The following is a 20,967-nucleotide window of genomic DNA, read 5'->3' on the forward strand; positions in this document are numbered from 1 at the left end:
ATTAGAGGTAGTAAGTCATGGCAAAAGCTAAATTCGAGCGCACCAAGCTGCACGTCAATGTCGGCACCATCGGTCACGTTGACCATGGCAAGACCACGTTGACCGCTGCGCTGACCAAGATCGGTGCAGAGCGTTTCGGTGGCGAGTTCAAGGCGTACGACGCGATCGACGCAGCACCGGAAGAGAAGGCGCGCGGCATCACGATTTCGACCGCACACGTCGAATACGAATCCCCGAACCGCCACTACGCCCACGTTGACTGCCCCGGCCACGCCGACTACGTCAAGAACATGATCACCGGTGCGGCGCAGATGGACGGCGCGATCCTGGTGTGTTCGGCCGCTGACGGCCCGATGCCGCAGACTCGCGAGCACATTCTGCTCTCGCGTCAGGTCGGTGTGCCGCACATCGTCGTGTTCCTGAACAAGGCCGACATGGTCGACGACGCCGAGCTGCTCGAGCTGGTCGAAATGGAAGTGCGCGAGCTGCTGAGCAAGTACGACTTCCCGGGCGACGACACTCCGATCATCCACGGTTCGGCGCGTCTGGCGCTGGACGGTGATCAGAGCGACATCGGCGTGCCGGCGATCCTGAAGTTGGTCGATGCACTGGACAGCTTCATTCCGGATCCGACCCGCGACGTCGATCGCCCGTTCCTGATGCCGGTCGAAGACGTGTTCTCGATCTCCGGTCGCGGCACCGTGGTGACCGGTCGTATCGAGCGCGGCATCATCAAGGTTGGCGACGAAATCGAAATCGTCGGTATCCGCGACACGCAGAAGACCACGGTCACCGGCGTGGAAATGTTCCGCAAGCTGCTGGACCAGGGCCAGGCAGGCGACAACGCCGGTCTGCTGCTGCGCGGCACCAAGCGTGACGACGTGGAGCGCGGCCAGGTGCTGTGCAAGCCGGGTTCGATCAAGCCGCATACCGAGTTCGAAGCCGAAGTCTACGTGCTGTCCAAGGATGAAGGTGGTCGTCATACCCCGTTCTTCAAAGGCTACCGTCCGCAGTTCTACTTCCGTACCACCGACATCACTGGCGCCTGCCAGCTGCCGGAAGGCGTGGAAATGGTGATGCCGGGCGACAACGTGAAGATGGTCGTGACCCTGATCAACCCGGTCGCGATGGACGAGGGTCTGCGCTTTGCGATTCGCGAAGGTGGCCGTACCGTCGGCGCCGGTGTGGTTGCCAAGGTCATCAAGTAAGTAACACCTGCAGTCCGGCGACCTCGGTCGCCGATGCAATCGGAGGGTCGGCGCAAGCCGGCCCTTTTTTTATTGAAGGAAGATGAGCATGCAAGTGGGCCGCCTTATTCGTTTGCATAGGCGCTTGCGCGTCTAAATCTCTATCGCTATAATGCGCGGCTAGGTGTCCCTGGGTAGGGCGCTGAGTTCACAGCGAAAAGAACGGCAGGACGCCGCTCGTGTTCGCCAGACCGGGAGGGTCGCGTTGCATGGAGCACTCAACAACTCACGTGTTGTTGACCGTGCTCTAGCTGCGCATTATACTTTTCCGTCTGGGCAGGCCGGTTTACCGGGCTGCCTCAGTTTTTGGGCGGAGGAAAGCCCTCGTCGGCAGGATGGCTGGCGATTTCACCAACGCAGGAATATCGGGGCAGGTATCCCAGAGGCCTTGCCCGTCGCTCTTTTAACGAAGGAAGCTTCCGTCATGTCGGAACAAAAGATCCGGATTCGGTTGAAGGCGTTCGATCATCGTTTGATCGACCGTTCGGCCAGCGAGATCGTCGAAACGGCTAAGCGGACCGGCGCGCAAGTGCGTGGCCCGATTCCGTTGCCGACCAAGATCGAACGTTACACCATCCTCGTATCCCCGCATGCCGACAAGGATGCGCGTGACCAATACGAAACCCGCACGCACAAGCGTGTGCTCGATATCGTCGACCCGAACGACAAGACCGTGGACGCGCTGATGAAGCTCGAGCTCGCGGCTGGCGTCGACGTACAGATCAAGTTGACCTGAGGACTACGACCATGACGAAGAAATATTCGTTGGGCTTCGTGGGCCGCAAGGCTGGCATGAGCCGCGTCTTCACTGAAGATGGCCGCTCGGTGCCGGTTACGCTGATCGAAGCAACTCCGAACCGTATCGCGCAGATCAAGACCGTTGAAACCGACGGCTACAGCGCAGTGCAGATTACCGTTGGCGCGCGTCGCGCCGCACTGGTCAACAAGCCGGCCGCCGGTCACTTCGCCAAGGCGAAGGTCGAAGCGGGTCGTGGCTTGTGGGAATTCCGCGTTGAAGATGCGCAGCTCGGCGATTTCGCCGTTGGCGGCGAAATCAAGGCGGACATCTTCGAGGTCGGCCAGAAGGTCGATGTCCAGGGCGTCACCAAGGGTAAGGGTTTCCAGGGCACCATCAAGCGCTACAACTTCCGTATGGGCGATGCAACTCACGGTAACTCGCTGTCGCATCGCGCGCCGGGTTCGTTGGGTCAGCGCCAGACCCCGGGTCGCGTTTTCCCGGGCAAGAAGATGTCGGGCCACATGGGCGCCGTGCAGCAAAGCACGCAGAACCTGGAAGTGGTCAAGGTCGACGTCGAGCGTGGTCTGATTGCTATCCGCGGCGCCGTGCCTGGCGCAGCTGGTGGCGACGTGATCGTCCGTCCGGCGAGCAAGGCATAAGGAGAGATGACGATGGAACTCGTTATCACGGGTAGCAACAACAAGGTCTCGGTCTCCGATGCCGTGTTCGGTCGCGAATTCAGCGAAGATCTGGTCCACCAGGTCGTCGTCGCTTATCGCAATGCCGGTCGCGCTGGTACCAAGGCTCAGAAGACGCGTTCGGAAGTTGCGGGCACGACCAAGAAGTCGAAGAAGCAGAAGGGCGGCGGTGCGCGTCATGGCGCGTTGACGGCTCCGATCTTCGTCGGCGGCGGCGTGACCTTCGCGGCCAAGCCGCGCAGTTTCGAACAGAAAGTCAACCGCAAGATGTACCGTGCGGCCATCTGCGCGATTTTCTCTGAGCTTAACCGCCAGGGTCGCCTGATGATCGTCGATGCGTTCGACGTCGAAACCACCAAGACCCAGGGTCTGATCGAGAAGCTGAAGGGGCTGGATGTGGGCAAGCGCCCGCTGATCGTCACCGAAGAAGCCTCCGAGCACCTGTACCTGTCCGCTCGCAATCTGCCCTATGTGCAGGTGCGCGATGTGCAGGGTCTGGATCCGGTCGCTCTGGTCGGGGCCGATACGGTCGTGATCACCGCCGATGCGGTCAAGAAGGTCGAGGAGTGGCTGGCATGAGCAGCAACGAAAAAATCTTCAGCGTGCTGCGTGCTCCGCGAGTCTCTGAGAAGACCGCGCGCCTGCAGGAAATCTCCAACCAGTATGTCTTCGAAGTTTCGACTGAAGCCACCAAAGCCGATGTAAAGGCCGCGGTTGAGCAGCTGTTCGACGTCAAGGTCAAGGCAGTCAACGTGGTCAACGTCAAGGGCAAGAGCAAGTCCTTCCGTAACCGTGCTGGCAGCCGTGGCAATTGGCGCAAGGCGTACGTCCGCCTGGTTGATGGTCAGTCCATCGACGTAACGGCCAAGGCCTGAGGTCCATCCCATGCCATTGATGAAGTTCAAACCCACCTCTCCCGGCCGTCGTTCCGCCGTGCGCGTGGTTACTCCCGATCTGCACAAGGGCGCACCGCACGCGGCGCTGCTCGATTCGCAGAGCAAGTCCGGTGGTCGTAACCACCATGGCCGCATCACCGTGCGTCACGTCGGTGGTGGCCACAAGCAGCACTACCGCATCATCGACTTCAAGCGCAACAAGGAAGGCATTCCGGCGCGTGTGGAGCGGATCGAATACGATCCGAACCGTACCGCTCATATCGCCCTGCTGTGCTACGTCGACGGCGAGCGTCGCTACATCATCGCCCCCAAGGGCTTGAAGGCTGGCGATCAGGTCATTGCCGGTGCCAACGCACCGATCAAGACCGGCAACACGCTGCCGCTGCGCAACATCCCGGTCGGTACGACGGTTCACGGTATCGAGTTGAAGCCGGGTAAGGGCGCTCAGATCGCACGTGCTGCCGGCGCAGCCGTCCAGCTGGTCGCTCGCGAAGGCATCTATGCCACGCTGCGTCTGCGTTCGGGCGAAATGCGCAAGGTGCCGGTCGAGTGCCGCGCCACCATCGGCGAAGTCGGCAACGACGAGCACAACCTCGAGAAGTTGGGCAAGGCCGGCGCCAAGCGTTGGCGCGGTGTTCGCCCGACCGTCCGCGGTGCAGCCATGAACCCGGTCGATCACCCCCACGGTGGTGGTGAAGCGAAGGCTGGTCAGGGTAATCCGCATCCGGTCACCCCGTGGGGTGTTCCGACCAAGGGTTACAAGACGCGCAAGAACAAGCGCACCCAGCAATTCATCGTCCGCGATCGTAGGGGCTAATCGACCATGGCACGTTCACTTAAGAAGGGCCCGTTCGTCGATCACCACCTTGCAAAGAAGGTGGAATCCGCTGCGGGTAGCAAGAAGCCGATCAAGACTTGGTCGCGCCGTTCGATGATCCTGCCGGAAATGGTAGGCATCACCATCGCCGTGCATAACGGCAAGAACCACATTCCGGTGCTCGTCAACGAGAATATGGTCGGCCACAAGCTCGGCGAATTTGCCGTCACCCGGACCTTCAAGGGTCACGGTGGCGACAAGAAGTCGAGCAGGTAAGGAGAGATGACGATGGAAGCGAAAGCAATCCTGCGCACCGCGCGCATCTCCCCGCAGAAGGCCCGCCTGGTCGCTGACCAGGTGCGTGGTTTGTCCGCCGAACGTGCGGTCAATCTGCTGAAGTTCTCGGACAAGAAGGCTGCACACCTGATCAAAAAGGTCGTGGAGTCGGCTATTGCCAATGCCGAAAACAATCAGGGCGCGGATGTCGACGAGCTGAAGGTCAAGACCATCATGGTTGATGAAGGTCCGTCCCTGAAGCGTTTCATGGCGCGGGCGAAAGGCCGCGGTACCCGCATCCTCAAGCGCACCAGTCACATCACTGTGATTGTCGGCGCCGCCAAGTAAGCGGAAAGGAAAAGACCATGGGTCATAAAGTTCATCCGACTGGAATCCGTCTTGGTATCTCCAAAGACTGGAACTCCAAGTGGTACGCAAACAAGGGCGATTTCGCTGCCTATCTGGCAGCCGACCTGAAAGTGCGTGAAATGCTGCGCAAGAAGCTCGCGCAGGCAGGTGTCAGCAAGATCTTGATCGAGCGCCCTGCCAAAACCGCCCGCGTCACGATCCACACTGCCCGTCCGGGCGTGGTGATCGGCAAGCGTGGCGAGGACATCGAAAAGCTGCGTAAGGAAGTGAGCGAGCTGATGGGCGTTCCGGCGCACATCAACGTCACCGAAGTGCGCAAGCCGGAGCTGGATGCGCAGCTGGTCGCCGAGTCGATCGCGCAGCAGCTTGAGCGTCGCATCATGTTCCGCCGCGCAATGAAGCGCTCGGTCGGTAACGCGATGCGCTTGGGTGCCCTGGGCATTAAGGTCAATGTGGCTGGCCGCCTCAACGGTGCAGAAATCGCCCGTTCGGAGTGGTACCGCGAAGGCCGCGTGCCGCTGCACACGCTACGTGCCGACATTGATTACGGTTTTGCCGAGGCGTCCACGACGTACGGCATCATCGGCATCAAGGTCTGGATCTATAAGGGCGAAGTCTTCGACTTCTCTCAGGTTGGCCAGGAAAAGCAGGACGACAGCCCGCGCAACGATCGTAACGATCGCGGCGACCGTGGTGACCGCCCGTCGCGCCCGGCTCGTGAAGCGAGGTAACGGCAATGTTGCAACCCAAGCGAACCAAATATCGCAAGATGCACAAGGGCCGCAATGACGGCCTGGCATGGAGCGGAAACGCCGTCAGCTTCGGCGAATACGGCCTCAAGGCCACGGCGCACGGTCAGCTGACCGCACGCCAGATTGAAGCAGCACGCCGCACGATCAGCCGCCACGTCAAAAAGGGCGGCAAGATGTGGATCCGTGTGTTCCCCGACAAGCCGATCACCAAGAAGCCGATCGAAGTCCGCATGGGCTCCGGTAAGGGCAACGTGGAGTACTGGGTCGCGCAGATTCAGCCGGGTCGCATGATCTATGAAATCGAGGGTATTCCCGAAGAGACCGCACGTGAGGCGTTCCGCCTTGCCGCTGCCAAGCTCTCGGTGACGACCACTTTCGTGACCCGGACGGTGCGCTGATGGATATCAAACAACTCCGCGAGAAGTCGGCTGACGAACTGAAGGCCCACCTGACCGATCTGCGTAAGGAGCAGTTCTCGCTCCGCATGCAGCAGGTCACCGGCCAGCTGCCGAAGACCCACGAAACCCGCCGGGTGCGCCGCGAGATTGCTCGCGTCAAGCACCTGCTCGGCAGCACCAAGTAAGGACGGCCGCGATGAGCGACAACAACGAAAAGCAAGCGCTGCGCACGGTCGAAGGCCGTGTCGTCAGCAACAAGATGGACAAGACGGTCACCGTGTTGGTGGAGCGCCAGGTCAAGCATGCTCTGTACGGCAAGTACATCAAGCGCTCGACCAAGCTGCACGCACACGATGCCGACAATGCCTGCAATGAAGGCGACGTCGTGCGTGTGACCGAGATTGCTCCAATGTCCAAGACCAAGAACTGGCGGGTGGTCGAAATCGTCACCCGTTCGGCCGGCTAAGGGAGATCTGAATCATGATCCAGATGCAGAGCTACCTCGATGTGGCCGACAATTCGGGTGCCAAGGAAGTGATGTGCATCAAGGTGCTGGGCGGCTCGAAGCGCCGCTACGCACACATTGGCGACATCATCAAGGTAACCGTCAAGGACGCCATTCCGCGTGGCAAGGTCAAGAAAGGCGAAGTCTACGACGCCGTCGTGGTGCGTACCCGCAAGGGTGTGCGCCGTCCCGACGGTTCGCTGATCCGCTTCGATGGCAATGCCGCTGTGCTGTTGAACAACAAGCAGGAGCCGATCGGGACCCGCATCTTCGGGCCGGTGACGCGCGAGCTGCGTTCCGAGAAGTTCATGAAGATCGTCTCGCTCGCTCCCGAAGTGCTGTGAGCGGAGGACATACACATGGCTAACCGTATCAAGAAGGGCGACCAGGTCGTCATCAACACCGGCAAGGACAAGGGTAAGCAAGGTGAAGTTGTGCGTGTGGACGGCGATCGCGTGATCGTTTCCAATGCCAACGTCATCAAGCGCCACACCAAGCCGAACCCGCAGGCGGGTGTCGCCGGCGGCGTGGTCGAGCGTGAAGCGTCGATCCATATCTCCAACGTCAATATCGTCAACCCGGCAACGGGCAAGGGCGAGCGCGTTGGCTTCAAGGTGCTGGAGGATGGACGCAAATTGCGTGTGTTCCGCTCCAGCGGTGAGGCGCTCGACGCCTGAGGAATGAGATCATGAATACGCGTCTCGAAAAGTTTTACAAGGAAAGCGTGGTGCCGGCTCTGATGAAGGAATTCGGCTACACCAATCCGATGGAAGTGCCGAAGCTGGTCAAGGTCACGCTCAACATGGGCGTGGGCGAAGCCGCTACCAACAAGAAGATTCTGGAAAATGCGGTCGCCGACATGTCCAAGATCTCCGGTCAAAAGCCGGTGGTCACCAAGTCGCGCGTTTCGGTCGCATCGTTCAAGATTCGTGACGGTTGGCCGATCGGCTGCAAGACCACATTGCGTCGCGCCAAGATGTACGAGTTCCTGGATCGCCTGATCAACATCTCGTTGCCGCGCGTGCGCGACTTCCGTGGTGTGTCCGGTCGCTCCTTCGACGGTCGTGGCAACTTCAACATGGGTGTGAAGGAACAGATCATCTTCCCGGAAATCGACTTCGACGCCGTCGACGCGATCCGCGGTATGGATATCGCCATCACCACCACCGCCAAGACGGATGCGGAAGCGAAGGCGCTGCTGGCAGCGTTCAAGTTCCCGTTCCGTAACTGACCATAGAGGACATCCGAAATGGCAAAGACCTCCATGATCCACCGCGACATCAAGCGTGCAAAGCTGGCGAAGAAATTTGCCGGCAAGCGTGATGCGCTGAAGAAGATCCTCTCCAGTCAGGATGCGTCCTACGAAGAGAAGATCGATGCATCGACCAAGTTGCAGAAGCTGCCGCGCGACTCGTCGCCGAGCCGTCACCGCAACCGTTGCGAGCTGTCGGGTCGTCCGCGCGGTGTGTACCGCAAGTTCGGTCTGGGTCGCAATATGCTCCGCAAGGCGACGATGAACGGCGACGTTCCGGGCCTGCGCAAGGCAAGCTGGTAACAGCATCCCGGTCGTTCGCGGCCGGTTTGAACAGGATGGTTCTGTTCAACAAGGGAGTCCGACGCAAGTCGGGCTCTTTTGTCGTATACTTCCGCTTCTGTCTTGCCCGTCCGGGCTCGGCATGGCGTCAAGGGTCCTGGCCCGTCCCCAGGAAAACACAAGATTTTCGCGAAAGCGGATATCGGTGCACTCAAAGGTACTCATATGAGCATGACTGATCCCATCGCCGACCTGCTGGTTCGCATCAAGAATGCGGCCGCGGTTGGTAAGCAGACGGTGAAATTGCCGTCGTCCAAGATCAAGGTTGCGATCGCCCAGGTCCTGAAGGACGAGGGTTACATCACCGACCTGCGCGTTACGGCCACCGAAAACAACAAGTCGGAGCTGGAAATCGTGCTGAAGTATTTCGAAGGCCGTCCGGTCATCGAGACCCTGAAGCGTTTTTCGCGCTCGGGTCTGCGTCAGTACCGCGGCAAGACCGAGCTGCCCAAGGTCCTCGGTGGCCTGGGTATCGCCATGATCTCCACGTCGAAGGGCATCATGACCGATGCGCAGGCTCGCGAAGCCGGCGTTGGTGGTGAAGTCCTGTGCTTCGTGGCCTAAGGGAAGGAATCGAACATGTCCCGTGTAGCCAAGAAGCCTGTGTCCCTTCCGAAGGGTGTTGAGCTCAACGTCCAGCCTGAGCTGGTCAGCGTCAAGGGCCCGAAGGGCACGTTGACCCTGCCGAAGCCGGTGGGCGTGGAAATCGCCATCGACGGCGATGTTGCAACCTTGTCGGCCAACGATCCGTCGCAGCGCGCCATCACCGGCACCGTGCGCGCCATCCTGGCCAATATGGTCAAGGGCGTGTCTGAAGGCTTTGAGCGCAAGCTCGAGCTGGTGGGCGTCGGTTACCGCGCCGCCATGCAGGGCAAGGACCTGAGCCTGGCGCTCGGTTTCTCGCATCCTCTGGTGTTCGTGGCGCCGGAAGGCATCACGCTGTCGACCCCGACCCAGACCGAGATCGTGGTCCAGGGCGCCGACAAGCAGCGCGTCGGCGAAGTCGCCGCCAAGATCCGCGGTTTCCGTCCGCCGGAGCCCTATAAGGGCAAGGGTGTGAAGTACGCCGGTGAAGTCATCATTCGCAAGGAAGCCAAGAAGGCGTAAGGCAGGTCCCTCTGCGAGGAGCCCGGCCATCGATGGCCGGACTTTTCAATGCAAAAGCCTGTCTTCCTTCAGCTTTCGTAGGATAAATATCATGAGCATCAACAAGAACATCGCCCGCCTGCGTCGCGCCAAGTCGACCCGTGCACACATCCGCGAGCTGGGCGTCGCGCGTCTGTCGGTGCTGCGCACCGGTCAGCACCTGTATGCCCAGGTCTTCACTGCCGATGGTTCCAAGGTGATCGCCGCGGCGAACACCCTGCAGGCCGACGTCAAGGATGGTCTGAAGAACGGCAAGAACAGCGATGCAGCCGTCAAGGTTGGCAAGCTGATCGCCGAGCGCGCCAAGGCTGCCGGTATCGAGAAGGTCGCGTTCGACCGCTCGGGCTACCGTTACCACGGCCGCATCAAGGCGCTGGCCGACGCAGCTCGCGAAGGCGGCCTGCAGTTCTAAGTACTGCTGCGGATGTGGCCATTGGCCGCATCCGCGTTTCCGCCGGCAGGGAGATGCCGGACCGTCCCGTTCTTTTGCAGCGGCTACGGGAACACCGTTTCACTCTACAACCATAAGCGGCTTCGAGCCGTACATACTCAATCAATCAAGGAATCAAGATGGCAGAAGAACGTGCACCGCGGGGTCGTGATCGCGACCGTAACCGCGAAGAGAAAGTCGACGATGGCATGATCGAAAAGCTGGTCGCGGTCAATCGCGTCAGCAAGACGGTCAAGGGCGGTCGCCAGTTCACCTTCACCGCGCTGACCGTGGTCGGCGATGGCCTGGGCAAGGTCGGTTTCGGTTACGGCAAGGCGCGCGAAGTGCCGGTCGCCATCCAGAAGTCGATGGAGCAGGCGCGCAAGAACCTGGCGACGGTTGATCTGAACAATGGCACCTTGTGGCACGCGGTCAAGTCCGGCCATGGTGCCGCACGCGTCTACATGCAGCCGGCTTCCGAAGGTACCGGCGTCATTGCCGGCGGTGCAATGCGCGCCGTGCTGGAAGCGGTTGGCGTGAAGAACGTGCTGGCCAAGGCGGTCGGTTCGCGTAATCCGATCAACCTGGTCCGTGCAACCCTGAAGGGTCTGTCGGAAGTGCAGTCGCCGGCACGTGTTGCGGCCAAGCGCGGCAAGAAGGTGGAGGAGCTCAACCATGGCTAAGGACACCAACAAGACCGTCAAGGTGCGCCTGGTGCGTGGCCTGCGTGGAACCCAGTCGCGTCACCGCCTGTCGGTGCGTGCGTTGGGCCTGAATAAGCTCAACGATGTGCGTGAACTCAAGGACAGCCCGCAGGTGCGTGGCCTGATCAATACGGTTCACTACCTCGTCAAGGTTGAGGAGTAATCCAATGACTCTGCGTCTTAATGACCTCAAGCCGGCCGACGGCGCCCGTACCGAGCGCACCCGCGTCGGTCGTGGTATCGGTTCGGGCCTCGGCAAGACCGCTGGTCGCGGTCACAAGGGTTCGTTTGCCCGTAAGGGTGGCGGCAAGATCAAGGCCGGCTTCGAAGGCGGCCAGACCCCGATGCAGCGCCGTCTGCCGAAGATCGGTTTCCGCTCCAAGATGGCGCGCGATACCGCTGAAGTGTTGTCCTACCAGCTGGACAAGCTGGATGCCGGTGATGTCGACTTTGCAGCGCTGCGTGCGGCCAATCTGGTCCCGAGCCGCGCCAAGAAGGCGAAGATCGTGCTAAAGGGCGAGCTGAGCAAGAAGTTCATGCTGAAGGGCGTTGCGGCTACCGCAGGCGCCAAGGCAGCAATCGAAGCTGCTGGCGGCAGCGTAGAGGAGTAATCGACAGATGGCGCAGGCTGGCATTGGTAACCTCGGTGGCGGGCTCGGCAAGTTCACGGAACTTCGCCAGCGGCTACTGTTCGTCCTCGGGGCATTGATCGTCTACCGCATCGGCTGCTATGTGCCGGTGCCGGGCGTGAATCCCGATGCCATGCTTTCGTTGATGCAGGCGCAGGGCGGCGGCATCGTGGACATGTTCAACATGTTCTCGGGCGGCGCCCTGCACCGTTTCAGTATTTTTGCGTTGAACGTGATGCCGTACATCTCGGCATCGATCGTGATCCAGTTGGCCACGCACATCTTTCCTGCCCTCAAGGCGATGCAGAAGGAAGGCGAGTCGGGCCGACGCAAGATCACCCAGTATTCGCGCATTGGCGCGGTGCTTCTGGCGGTGGTGCAGGGCGGCAGTATTGCGCTCGCGCTCCAGAACCAGACGGCGCCGGGCGGCGCTCCAGTGGTGTATGCGCCGGGCATGGGCTTTGTGCTCACTGCAGTGATCGCACTGACGGCCGGTACCATTTTCCTGATGTGGGTTGGCGAGCAGGTCACCGAGCGCGGAATCGGCAATGGCGTATCGCTGATCATCTTTGCCGGCATCGTGGCCGGTCTGCCCTCGGCGGCGATCCAGACCGTCGAAGCGTTCCGCGAAGGCAATCTGAGCTTCATTTCGCTGTTGCTGATCGTTATCACCATCCTGGCATTTACGCTGTTTGTGGTGTTCGTCGAGCGTGGGCAACGGCGTATCACGGTCAATTACGCGCGCCGCCAGGGCGGTCGCAATGCGTACATGAACCAGACCTCGTTCCTGCCGCTGAAGCTCAACATGGCCGGCGTGATTCCGCCGATCTTCGCGTCTAGCATCCTGGCATTCCCGGCGACGCTGTCGATGTGGTCGGGTCAGGCGGCATCGGGCAGTGGCGTGGGTTCGTGGCTGCAGAAGATCGCCAATTCGCTTGGACCGGGTGAGCCGGTGCACATGTTGGTGTTCGCGGCCTTGATCATCGGTTTCGCGTTCTTCTATACCGCGCTGGTATTCAACTCGCAGGAAACGGCTGACAACCTCAAGAAGTCGGGTGCATTGATTCCTGGTATTCGTCCGGGCAAGGCCACGGCGGATTACGTCGACGGCGTGCTGACGCGCTTGACGGCGGCCGGTTCGCTGTACCTGGTCATCGTCTGCCTATTGCCGGAAATCATGCGTACGCAGCTGGGTACCTCGTTTCACTTCGGTGGCACCTCGCTGTTGATTGCGGTGGTGGTGGTGATGGACTTCATTGCGCAGATTCAGGCGCACCTGATGTCGCATCAGTATGAGAGCCTGCTGAAGAAGGCCAACCTGAAGGGTGGCTCGCGCGGCGGCTTGGCTCGCAGTTAAGTGGTACACTAGATCTTCATTGCGTGAAGACGGCCTGGTTCCCGGGCCACGATCTTCCGATCAGAAGGGCGGCTCGCGCGACGTCTCGCGCGCGGGTGTGACGAGGTGGTCCTGTGCGGGAGTAGTACAGGCGATTCGGAGAAGTTTTCTGGATCAACATCGTCCGGCGCCGGAGCGAGGGCACACTCCCCACGCCGGGTCCATGGAACCTTGGTTTCACGGGCTTCAAAGCAATCCGAGGCCTTGCTACAATTCCAAGTTCACTTTTGATCCATCCTGCCGGATGGCGCTTGGGCGCCGTCGGGCCATCACTCAGTTGGAGAATCGCGTCATGGCGCGTATTGCAGGCGTCAACCTGCCAGCCCAGAAGCACGTCTGGGTCGGGTTGCAAAGCATCTACGGCATCGGCCGTACCCGTTCGAAGAAGCTCTGCGAATCCGCAGGTGTTACCTCGACCACGAAGATTCGTGATCTGTCCGAACCCGAAATCGAGCGCCTGCGCGCCGAAGTCGGCAAGTATGTCGTCGAAGGCGACCTGCGCCGCGAAATCGGTATCGCGATCAAGCGACTGATGGACCTGGGCTGCTATCGCGGTCTGCGTCATCGCCGTGGTCTCCCGCTGCGTGGTCAGCGCACCCGTACCAACGCCCGCACCCGTAAGGGTCCGCGCAAGGCGATCAGGAAGTAAGGGATAGATCATGGCAAAGCCAGCAGAAAAGAAAACGAAGAAGAAGATCAAGCGCGTCATCACTGACGGCGTCGCTCACGTCCACGCTTCGTTCAACAACACCATCGTCACCATCACTGATCGCCAGGGCAATGCACTGTCGTGGGCTACGTCCGGCGGCGCCGGTTTTCGTGGTTCGCGTAAGTCGACCCCGTTCGCTGCCCAGGTTGCCGCCGAAAAGGCTGGCCGCGCTGCGCTCGATTACGGCGTGAAGTCGCTGGAAGTACGTATCAAGGGTCCGGGTCCGGGCCGTGAGTCGGCCGTGCGTTCGTTGAACAACGTGGGCTACAAGATCACCAACATCATCGACGTGACGCCAATCCCGCACAACGGGTGCCGTCCGCCGAAGAAGCGTCGCGTCTAAAGGGAGCGATAAGAAATGGCTCGTTATATCGGTCCTACCTGTAAGCTCGCGCGCCGCGAAGGCGCCGACCTTTCCCTCAAGAGCCCGGCGCGTGCGCTGGACTCCAAGTGCAAGCTTGAGCAGAAGCCCGGCCAGCACGGCGCGGCTCGCAAGGGCAAGCTCTCCGACTACGCAACCCAGCTGCGCGAAAAGCAGAAGGTCAAGCGCATTTACGGCTTGCTGGAACGTCAGTTCCGCAACTACTACAAGAAGGCCTCGACCAAGAAGGGTAACACCGGCGAGAACCTGCTGCAGTTGCTGGAAACCCGTCTGGACAACGTCTGCTACCGCATGGGCTTTGCCGTCACCCGTCCGGCAGCGCGCCAGCTGGTGTCGCACCGTGGCGTGCTGGTCAATGGCAAGTCGGTGAATCTGGCTTCGTACCAGATCAAGGCTGGCGATGCGATCACGCTGTCGGAAAAGGCACAAAAGCAGCTCCGCGTGCAGGAAGCCCTGACCGTGGCTGAGCAGCACGACATGACGCCGTCGTGGGTCGAAGTCGATTCGAAGAAGTTCAGCGGCGTGTTCAAGGCCGTTCCGGATCGCGCTGACCTGCCTTCGGATATCAACGAAGCGCTGATCGTCGAGTTGTATTCGAAGTAATTCACATTGGAGAGCCTTCGGCACCGCCGGAGGTTCGCAGGAGACCCCGCAACATGACGGTTACCGCCAACCAGGTTCTGCGCCCCCGTGGTCCGCAGATCGAACGTCTTACCGACAATCGCGCAAAGGTCGTGATCGAGCCCTTGGAGCGCGGTTACGGGCACACGCTGGGCAATGCCCTGCGTCGTGTGCTGTTGTCGTCGATCCCCGGTTTTGCGATCACCGAGGTCGAGATCGACGGCGTGCTGCACGAGTACACCACGGTCGAAGGGCTGCAGGAAGACGTGCTTGACGTCCTGCTCAACCTGAAAGACGTGGCGATTCGTATGCACAGTGGCGACAGCGCAACGCTGTCGTTGTCCAAGCAGGGTCCGGGCACGGTCACTGCGGCCGACATCAGGACCGATCACAACGTTGAGATCATCAACGGCGACCATGTGATCTGCCACCTGACCAAAGACACCGCACTGAACATGCGCCTGAAGATCGAGCGTGGGTTCGGCTACCAGCCGGCCGCCGCCCGTCGTCGTCCGGACGAAGAGACCCGCACCATCGGTCGTCTGATGCTGGATGCGTCGTTCTCGCCAGTGCGTCGCGTTGCCTACGCTGTGGAAGCTGCGCGTGTCGAACAGCGTACCGACCTCGACAAGCTGGTGATCGATATCGAAACCAACGGCACGATCGATGCCGAGGAAGCCGTGCGCACCGCCGCCGACATCCTCAGCGATCAGCTGTCGGTGTTCGGCGATTTCACCCACCGCGATCGCGGTGCGGCCAAGCCGGCTGCCAGCGGCGTGGATCCGGTGCTGCTGCGCCCGATCGACGACCTTGAGCTGACCGTGCGTTCGGCCAATTGCCTCAAGGCCGAGAGCATCTACTACATCGGCGATCTGATCCAGAAGACCGAAGTGGAGCTGCTCAAGACCCCGAATCTGGGCAAGAAGTCGCTGACCGAAATCAAGGAAGTGCTGGCACAGCGCGGTCTTGCGCTGGGCATGAAGCTGGAGAACTGGCCGCCGGCCGGTGTTGCCCAGCACGGCATGCTTGGTTAATGCGTCACTGCATGGGCGTCTTCGGGCGCCCATGTTTGTTTTTCCACATCGACGGGCCAAAGCCCGCGGTGACACCCGGTCGAAGGACGGCCGGTTCGGACCAACCGCAGTCCATTCAACAGCGCCAGGATGGCGACAACGTCTCTGAAGCAGTCTCAATATTCCTTAGGAAACCAAACTCATGCGTCACCAGAAATCCGGTCGTAAGTTCAACCGCACCAGCGCGCACCGCGAAGCCATGTTCCGCAATATGGCTGCTTCGCTGTTCAAGCACGAGCTGATCAAGACCACCTTGCCGAAGGCCAAGGAATTGCGTCGCGTCGCCGAGCCGCTGATCACCATCGGCAAGGTCGATGGCGTGGCAAACCGTCGTCTGGCGTTCGCTCGCCTGCGCGACAAGGAAGCGGTGGGCAAGCTGTTCGTCGAACTGGGCCCGCGTTACGCGACCCGTCCCGGCGGCTACCTGCGCATCCTGAAGGCCGGCTTCCGTGCCGGTGACAATGCGCCAATGGCGTATGTCGAGCTGGTCGACCGCCCGGTCGTGGCGGAAGAAGTGGCCGAGTAATCGGATCGCTTCGTCAAGATTCTCGAAAAAGCCCGGCTCGCGCCGGGCTTTTTTTATGGGAGCGGTTGGGTTATCGATCGATGCAGCGTTGGATTGCATGGCTGTTTTAGCCTGATTGCGGTGCAGCAGTAGGGGCAACCGCTCTGCACGAAACCGATAGCGCGAACAGCGCTGCGCAGATGTTGCAGTACGTCGTAGCAGGCGCTTCGGCAGGCGCATGCATTCGTGGTCATGGCGCCGGTCATGGCTGATAATCGATGCCCTGGTCCTAGGCAAGCGGTCACGATGAATCCATTCCGTTGGAGTTTCCGGGCGCAGTTTCTGTTGGGGTTTCTTGCGTGTGCTGGACTGCTGGCCTACGCCATCTATGTGCAGTTGCACCTGGGGCTGGAGCCGTGTCCGCTGTGTATTTTTCAGCGGATCGCGTTCGCGGCGCTGGCGGTGCTTTTTCTGCTTGGCGCGTTGCATGGGCCGCGTGCTGCCGGTGGGCGCAAGGTCTACGGCGTGCTGAGTTTTATCGCCGCAGGTGTGGGCATGGGCATCGCGGCGCGACATGTGTGGGTGCAGATCCGGCCTAAGGACATGATGTCGTCGTGCGGCCCGCCGCTGAGCTTTCTGAGCGAGACGATGGGGCCCTTTGAAGTGTTCCGCACCGTGCTGACCGGCACCGGGGATTGCGGCAATATCGATTGGCGGTTCTTGGGCCTGAGCATGCCGATGTGGAGCATGGTGTGGTTCGTCTCGTTGGCCTTGTGGGCGCTGTACGCCGGTTTTAAAGCGCGTCGGACATCTGTCCATCACTGACATTGCGTCGATTCTGGCTGGTAGCGCTGTGCCGATCGAAGGGCAGCAAGGGCGGCGCTTGAACCAGTGCTGCGAGCGCTTGAATCCTTTAAGCACTCCGCCGCATGGTTACTCTTTGGCTGCTTTTGCTTTGGTGCTTCGAATAATCCGTTCGACGTCATCAGGGGACAGATTGCAGCAACGTGTCGGCTCGGCACGGCGCTTCCTGAGTGCGCCAATTACATCGTTGGCTGCACCGGCACCGATGTGTGTCGCCTGAGTAGGCAGGCAGTGGCGGATGTCAAAACGCGGCGGTAAACCGCTCGTCCGCGTGCCCTGTGATCAGGTTTTGACGCATCCCGGTCAGGTCGTGCTGGTTGTTAATCCCACACAGGCAGTAAGGACCTGGGATCGACCAGATCCTTGCCTCGTTGTGTATGTAACAGTGCGTCTGGCGACGCGCTCAGAAGGTCTGCTGCAGGCTCAGGTAAACACCGCGGCGAGGTGCCCACTGCGGTGCGAACACACCGATGCCGCCGCCGTCGCGTAGCTGGTAGCTGCGATCCAACACGTTGAGGACGGCCAGTTGCGCGTGCAGCGGGTGCGCGGTGAGCGCGAAATCGTGCCCGGCACTCAGGTTCAACTGGAAGTACGAGGGCAGCTCGCCGCCGTTGGGCACGGTGTCGGTATCGGTACGCAGGCCGCTGCCGTAGAGGTAATTGGCCCCGATCCGACTGCTGTCGCCGAAGACATAGTTGATGCCGCCGGAGGACGTCAGCTTCTGGTCGTGGTCCAGATGGATCCAGTCGTTTTGAGCGTACGCAAGGGCATCCGGGTCGAAGTTGTACAGGCTGGTCATGACCTGCTTGCCCATGGCCTTGCTATAGGCCAGGTTGAAATATGCGGTCACCGGGCCATTGCTGTAGTCAGCACTAAACTCTGCGCCACGGATGCGGCCGTAGCGATAGTTGAAGGTGGAATAGACATAGGCGGCGCCGAATTGGCCTTCGTCCTGCAATCGGTCGGCCTTGCGGTAGTAAGTATCCAGGCCCAGGGTCAGGTGATCGCTCACCACTTGCGAAATGCCGAGGTCGTAGTAGTCGCTGCGTTCGCTCAACGGCGTGGTCGGGCCGCCGCCGGTGGATTGCTGGTTGGTGGTGCCGTCGTACAGCGCGATATCGCTGGTGGAGATCAGCTCGCTGGCAGGCGGGGTGAAGTAGCGCGCGTAGCCTGCGTGCACGGTGGTGCTGTCGCTTGCTGTCCAGACTACGCCCAGACGCGGGCTGAGCTGCCCCTCGCTTGCTCCGAAGGCCTTGTAGCGGTCGCCGCGCACGCCGTAGTTGACCGTCCAGTCCTCACCGATTTTCCATTCGTCCTGCAGATACAGCGCGTAGGTGCTGGCGTGGAAACGGCTGCTATCGGGAATGAACACCGGCACGTTGCTGCTCTGGTTGCCGTCGGCATCGGCGGGGAAGACAAAAGAATTGTTGCTGGCGATGGCGTGTTCGAAGTTGCCATACAGGCCATAGCGCAGCGTGTGCGCGCTGCCCCAGGGCGTGGAGAAATCCGCCTGCACGGTGTTGGCGCGATTGCTGCGGTCCACCTGCGAGGCGATGCCGTTGAAGATCAGATCGCCGGCAACATCGGGCGAGAACGCGACGCTGCTATAGCGCTGGCCGGCCGACAGCTGATAGCTGGTCCCGCCAAGCGTGCCTTGCAGTGCCAAGGTACCGAAACGGGTGGTTTCGCGCTGATTTTCGTCCAGGCGCGAGGAGTCGAAATCGGTGGTGCCCAGGTAATCGAATGCCGGGGTCTGGCCGGGATTATTGGGGATTTGAAAGCGGTTGTTGGCATAGCCGACCAACAGGCTGAGCCGGGTGTTCTCATTGATCAGATAACTCAGATCGGCAAAGCCTTTGCCCTGACGGGTCTTGTCGTGCTGGGGCGAGCGGCTGTCGACCGGGTTTTCCAGCCCGTGCGTGTTCTGCTCGTAATCGCCGGTGACGAACCAGCTCCAGCGCCCGCTACTTCCCCACAGCGATGCGTTTGGATTGACCGTGTCGTACGAGCCCCCGGTGATGCCGACACTGCCGCCATTGCCCAGTTCGGCACCGTCTTGGTGGTGATGTCCACCACCGCGGCGGTGCGGTCGCCAAACTGCGCGGGCAAGGCGCCATCGAGCAGTTTGAGGTTCTTGATGATGCGTGGTTCCAGGCTCTGGCCAAAGCCGGAGATGGACTCGGGCAGCATCACGCCGTTGATGCGGTACTGCAGGTTGGCATGGTCGCCGCGCACATGGATGCCGCCATACGAATCCTGCACCACACCCGGCGCTTGCAGCAGCACCTGGTTAAGTGGGGTGGACGCGCCGAGCGGCAGGCGGTCGATGTCGTCGGCGGTGATGACGAACTGGCTGCTGCCGATATCCGGTGACAGGGCGTTGCGCGCGGCTTCGAGCTTGGCGGTGACGGTGACGGTGTCCATGTCAGTGGTTTGCGCGGCAGCTGCATTTGCGGCCAGTACAGTGCCGGCAACGGAGGACAACAGGACGGAAACGATGGCAGCGGAGAGGAGGCGAGGAGTCATGGCGGTCGCAGGACGGGCTAGGGAGGATGTGTTACCTCATAACATTCTGCTCATGAGCGGGCGCTAGCGTAGGCTGAAAGTCATGCCTGGGCGGGTGGCTTTGTTCGCCGTTCAGTCGCGCTCGTCTGCGCGGCATGCCTTGCCACGTCAGCAATCGCTTCGCCCAGGCACGTCGTCAGGCAGATCAGTGCTTTGCGTGACGCACCAGCTCTGCCACCATCGCAGGCTGTCCAGGAGTGCTGTTGCCATGAATCCTTCCCCCCCTTCTCCCGTGTCCGATTCTGCCGCTCCCGCGTGGGCGCCCGGCAGCTGGCGGGACAAACCCGCACTGCAGCTGCCGGTGTATCCGGATCAGTCTGCCCTGCAGGCTGCGATGGACGAGTTGGGGCAGTTGCCACCGCTGGTGACCTCGTGGGAGATCTTCGCCCTCAAGCGCCAGCTGGCAGAGGCGCAGGAAGGCAAGCGCTTCCTGCTGCAGGGCGGCGATTGCGCGGAAAATTTCAGCGATTGCGAGTCGGGCACGATCTCCAATCGGCTGAAAGTGCTGCTGCAAATGAGCTTGGTGCTGGTGCATGGCCTGCGCCTGCCGGTGGTGCGGGTGGGTCGCTTTGCCGGACAGTACGCCAAGCCGCGATCGGCCGATACCGAGACGCGCGATGGCGTGACATTGCCCAGCTACCGCGGCGATGTGATCAATGCGCCGGCCTTCACCGAAGCTGCGCGCGTGCCCGACCCGCGTCGCATGATCACCGCGCATTCGCGCTCGGCGATGACGATGAATTTCGTGCGTGCGCTGATCGATGGCGGCTTCGCCGACCTGCATCACCCCGAATACTGGAATCTGGACTGGGTGGGCTATTCGCCACTGGCGGCGGACTATCAGAAGATGGTGTCCTCGATCGGCGATGCGGTGCGCTTCATGGAAACCCTGTCCGGCTCTGAGGTGTACAACCTCAATCGCATCGACTTCTATACCTCGCACGAAGCGCTGTTGCTGCCCTACGAAGAAGGCCTGACCCGTCAGGTGCCGCGTCAGTGGGGCTGGTTCAACCTCAGCACGCACTACCCGTGGATCGGCATGCGCACCGCAGCGCTGGATGGCGCGCACGTGGAATATCTGCGTGGCGTGCGCAATCCGATCGCGATCAAGGTCGGGCCGTCGGTGCAGCCGGACCAATTGCTGCGCCTGATCGATGTGCTCAACCCGGAGGACGAACCCGGACGTTTGAGCTTCATCCATCGCATGGGGGCAACACAGATTGCAGAGAAATTGCCGCCGCTGCTGGATGCGGTCAAGCGCGATGGCCGGCGCGTGTTGTGGGTTTGCGACGCGATGCATGGCAATACCGAAAGCACCGGAAACGGCTATAAAACCCGGCGTTTCGACAACATCCGCAGCGAAGTGGAGTTGTCGTTCGACTTGCATGCGGCGGCCGGTACGCGGCTGGGCGGCGTGCATCTGGAGCTCACCGGCGAAGATGTCACCGAATGCACCGGCGGTGCGCGCGAGCTGACCGAGCGCGATCTGGAGCGCGCGTACCGCTCCAGTGTGGACCCGCGCTTGAACTATGAGCAGTCGCTGGAAATTGCGATGGCGATCGTGCGTAAGCAGCAACAGGTAAGTTCGCAGCCGCTGGGTGCGTGACCGCATTGTGCGCATGACGTGATGCTCATGCCGCATGCGGCATGCT

30 protein-coding genes and 1 pseudogene are annotated in these 20,967 nt (G+C 61.0%); 30 read left to right on the top strand and 1 reads right to left on the bottom strand.

Annotated elements, in window-relative coordinates; genetic code table 11:
- Positions 1 to 17 precede the first annotated feature (17 nt).
- The 29 genes from tuf (at position 18) to BJD12_RS17940 (ending at position 16,711) form a co-directional block, all read left to right on the top strand.
- Positions 18 to 1,208 carry an elongation factor Tu gene (tuf, locus tag BJD12_RS17800; RefSeq protein ID WP_005993360.1) on the top strand — a complete coding sequence of 397 codons (1,191 nt, stop codon included), beginning with the start codon at positions 18 to 20 and terminating at the stop codon, positions 1,206 to 1,208.
- Positions 1,209 to 1,671: 463 nt separating this feature from the next.
- Entirely contained in the window at positions 1,672 to 1,983 is a 312-nt protein-coding gene (gene rpsJ / locus BJD12_RS17805; RefSeq protein WP_003486723.1) for a 30S ribosomal protein S10, read from the top strand.
- A gap of 11 nt (positions 1,984 to 1,994) precedes the next feature.
- On the top strand, positions 1,995 to 2,645 hold the full coding sequence (gene rplC, locus BJD12_RS17810; protein ID WP_005993363.1) for a 50S ribosomal protein L3: 651 nt from the start codon (positions 1,995 to 1,997) through the stop codon (positions 2,643 to 2,645).
- A 12-nt stretch (positions 2,646 to 2,657) separates the two neighbouring features.
- On the top strand, positions 2,658 to 3,263 hold the full coding sequence (gene rplD / locus BJD12_RS17815; RefSeq protein ID WP_016900669.1) for a 50S ribosomal protein L4: 606 nt from the start codon (positions 2,658 to 2,660) through the stop codon (positions 3,261 to 3,263).
- Positions 3,260 to 3,559 carry a 50S ribosomal protein L23 gene (gene rplW, locus BJD12_RS17820; protein ID WP_005993367.1) on the top strand — a complete coding sequence of 100 codons (300 nt, stop codon included), beginning with the start codon at positions 3,260 to 3,262 and terminating at the stop codon, positions 3,557 to 3,559. The genes rplD and rplW overlap by 4 nt, the downstream gene beginning before the upstream one ends.
- Before the next feature lie 10 nt (positions 3,560 to 3,569).
- The gene (gene rplB / locus BJD12_RS17825) at positions 3,570 to 4,397 is read left to right on the top strand and encodes a 50S ribosomal protein L2 (RefSeq protein WP_003486715.1); all 828 of its coding nucleotides are present in this window, start codon (positions 3,570 to 3,572) and stop codon (positions 4,395 to 4,397) included.
- Positions 4,398 to 4,403: 6 nt separating this feature from the next.
- The gene (rpsS, locus tag BJD12_RS17830; RefSeq protein WP_005993369.1) at positions 4,404 to 4,673 is read left to right on the top strand and encodes a 30S ribosomal protein S19; all 270 of its coding nucleotides are present in this window, start codon (positions 4,404 to 4,406) and stop codon (positions 4,671 to 4,673) included.
- A 12-nt stretch (positions 4,674 to 4,685) separates the two neighbouring features.
- Positions 4,686 to 5,021, top strand: coding sequence for a 50S ribosomal protein L22 (gene rplV, locus BJD12_RS17835; RefSeq protein WP_002811686.1), 336 nt, complete (start codon positions 4,686 to 4,688; stop codon positions 5,019 to 5,021).
- Positions 5,022 to 5,038: 17 nt separating this feature from the next.
- Positions 5,039 to 5,773 (top strand): 30S ribosomal protein S3, encoded by a 735-nt coding sequence (gene rpsC / locus BJD12_RS17840; protein ID WP_005993372.1) that lies wholly within the window; start codon positions 5,039 to 5,041, stop codon positions 5,771 to 5,773.
- Positions 5,774 to 5,778: 5 nt separating this feature from the next.
- Entirely contained in the window at positions 5,779 to 6,192 is a 414-nt protein-coding gene (gene rplP, locus BJD12_RS17845; protein ID WP_003486706.1) for a 50S ribosomal protein L16, read from the top strand.
- Positions 6,192 to 6,377 (top strand): 50S ribosomal protein L29, encoded by a 186-nt coding sequence (rpmC, locus tag BJD12_RS17850; RefSeq protein WP_003486703.1) that lies wholly within the window; start codon positions 6,192 to 6,194, stop codon positions 6,375 to 6,377. The genes rplP and rpmC overlap by 1 nt, the downstream gene beginning before the upstream one ends.
- 11 nt (positions 6,378 to 6,388) lie before the next feature.
- A complete protein-coding gene (rpsQ, locus tag BJD12_RS17855) occupies positions 6,389 to 6,658 on the top strand; it encodes a 30S ribosomal protein S17 (RefSeq protein WP_005993374.1) in 270 nt (89 codons plus the stop codon).
- Positions 6,659 to 6,672: 14 nt separating this feature from the next.
- Entirely contained in the window at positions 6,673 to 7,041 is a 369-nt protein-coding gene (gene rplN, locus BJD12_RS17860; protein ID WP_003486699.1) for a 50S ribosomal protein L14, read from the top strand.
- 15 nt (positions 7,042 to 7,056) lie between these two features.
- Positions 7,057 to 7,374, top strand: coding sequence for a 50S ribosomal protein L24 (gene rplX / locus BJD12_RS17865; protein WP_003486696.1), 318 nt, complete (start codon positions 7,057 to 7,059; stop codon positions 7,372 to 7,374).
- Between the two features lie 11 nt (positions 7,375 to 7,385).
- Positions 7,386 to 7,928, top strand: a complete 543-nt coding sequence (rplE, locus tag BJD12_RS17870) for a 50S ribosomal protein L5 (RefSeq protein ID WP_005993376.1) — start codon at positions 7,386 to 7,388, stop codon at positions 7,926 to 7,928.
- 18 nt (positions 7,929 to 7,946) lie between these two features.
- Positions 7,947 to 8,252 carry a 30S ribosomal protein S14 gene (gene rpsN / locus BJD12_RS17875; protein ID WP_005917137.1) on the top strand — a complete coding sequence of 102 codons (306 nt, stop codon included), beginning with the start codon at positions 7,947 to 7,949 and terminating at the stop codon, positions 8,250 to 8,252.
- 204 nt (positions 8,253 to 8,456) lie between these two features.
- On the top strand, positions 8,457 to 8,855 hold the full coding sequence (gene rpsH / locus BJD12_RS17880) for a 30S ribosomal protein S8 (RefSeq protein WP_005993380.1): 399 nt from the start codon (positions 8,457 to 8,459) through the stop codon (positions 8,853 to 8,855).
- A gap of 15 nt (positions 8,856 to 8,870) precedes the next feature.
- Entirely contained in the window at positions 8,871 to 9,398 is a 528-nt protein-coding gene (gene rplF / locus BJD12_RS17885; RefSeq protein WP_005993381.1) for a 50S ribosomal protein L6, read from the top strand.
- Between the two features lie 91 nt (positions 9,399 to 9,489).
- Entirely contained in the window at positions 9,490 to 9,849 is a 360-nt protein-coding gene (gene rplR, locus BJD12_RS17890; RefSeq protein WP_005993383.1) for a 50S ribosomal protein L18, read from the top strand.
- Positions 9,850 to 10,007: 158 nt separating this feature from the next.
- Positions 10,008 to 10,550 (top strand): 30S ribosomal protein S5, encoded by a 543-nt coding sequence (gene rpsE / locus BJD12_RS17895; RefSeq protein WP_003486682.1) that lies wholly within the window; start codon positions 10,008 to 10,010, stop codon positions 10,548 to 10,550.
- Positions 10,543 to 10,734, top strand: coding sequence for a 50S ribosomal protein L30 (rpmD, locus tag BJD12_RS17900; protein ID WP_003486678.1), 192 nt, complete (start codon positions 10,543 to 10,545; stop codon positions 10,732 to 10,734). Before rpsE ends, rpmD begins: the two co-directional genes overlap by 8 nt.
- 4 nt (positions 10,735 to 10,738) lie before the next feature.
- Positions 10,739 to 11,182, top strand: coding sequence for a 50S ribosomal protein L15 (rplO, locus tag BJD12_RS17905; protein WP_005993387.1), 444 nt, complete (start codon positions 10,739 to 10,741; stop codon positions 11,180 to 11,182).
- A gap of 7 nt (positions 11,183 to 11,189) precedes the next feature.
- Entirely contained in the window at positions 11,190 to 12,557 is a 1,368-nt protein-coding gene (secY, locus tag BJD12_RS17910) for a preprotein translocase subunit SecY (RefSeq protein ID WP_005993389.1), read from the top strand.
- A 331-nt stretch (positions 12,558 to 12,888) separates the two neighbouring features.
- Positions 12,889 to 13,245, top strand: coding sequence for a 30S ribosomal protein S13 (gene rpsM, locus BJD12_RS17915; protein ID WP_003486672.1), 357 nt, complete (start codon positions 12,889 to 12,891; stop codon positions 13,243 to 13,245).
- A gap of 10 nt (positions 13,246 to 13,255) precedes the next feature.
- Entirely contained in the window at positions 13,256 to 13,648 is a 393-nt protein-coding gene (rpsK, locus tag BJD12_RS17920) for a 30S ribosomal protein S11 (protein ID WP_003486671.1), read from the top strand.
- A 15-nt stretch (positions 13,649 to 13,663) separates the two neighbouring features.
- Positions 13,664 to 14,290, top strand: coding sequence for a 30S ribosomal protein S4 (gene rpsD, locus BJD12_RS17925; protein ID WP_002811641.1), 627 nt, complete (start codon positions 13,664 to 13,666; stop codon positions 14,288 to 14,290).
- 53 nt (positions 14,291 to 14,343) lie between these two features.
- Positions 14,344 to 15,342, top strand: a complete 999-nt coding sequence (locus tag BJD12_RS17930; RefSeq protein ID WP_002811635.1) for a DNA-directed RNA polymerase subunit alpha — start codon at positions 14,344 to 14,346, stop codon at positions 15,340 to 15,342.
- Between the two features lie 181 nt (positions 15,343 to 15,523).
- Entirely contained in the window at positions 15,524 to 15,907 is a 384-nt protein-coding gene (gene rplQ / locus BJD12_RS17935) for a 50S ribosomal protein L17 (RefSeq protein WP_003486665.1), read from the top strand.
- 285 nt (positions 15,908 to 16,192) lie between these two features.
- Positions 16,193 to 16,711, top strand: a complete 519-nt coding sequence (locus BJD12_RS17940; protein ID WP_005993394.1) for a disulfide bond formation protein B — start codon at positions 16,193 to 16,195, stop codon at positions 16,709 to 16,711.
- 442 nt (positions 16,712 to 17,153) lie between these two features.
- Here the strand turns inward: BJD12_RS17940 and BJD12_RS17945 are convergent.
- Positions 17,154 to 19,276, bottom strand: a pseudogene (locus BJD12_RS17945) (TonB-dependent receptor).
- Between the two features lie 247 nt (positions 19,277 to 19,523).
- On the opposite strand from BJD12_RS17945, the gene BJD12_RS17950 reads away from it, so the two are divergent.
- Complete coding sequence (locus BJD12_RS17950) at positions 19,524 to 20,921, top strand: class II 3-deoxy-7-phosphoheptulonate synthase (RefSeq protein WP_039419975.1); 1,398 nt, start codon at positions 19,524 to 19,526, stop codon at positions 20,919 to 20,921.
- Positions 20,922 to 20,967: the final 46 nt, after the last annotated feature.

Origin of the sequence: Xanthomonas vesicatoria ATCC 35937 (assembly GCF_001908725.1) — a bacterium.
GTDB classification, from domain to species: Bacteria; Pseudomonadota; Gammaproteobacteria; order Xanthomonadales; family Xanthomonadaceae; genus Xanthomonas; species Xanthomonas vesicatoria.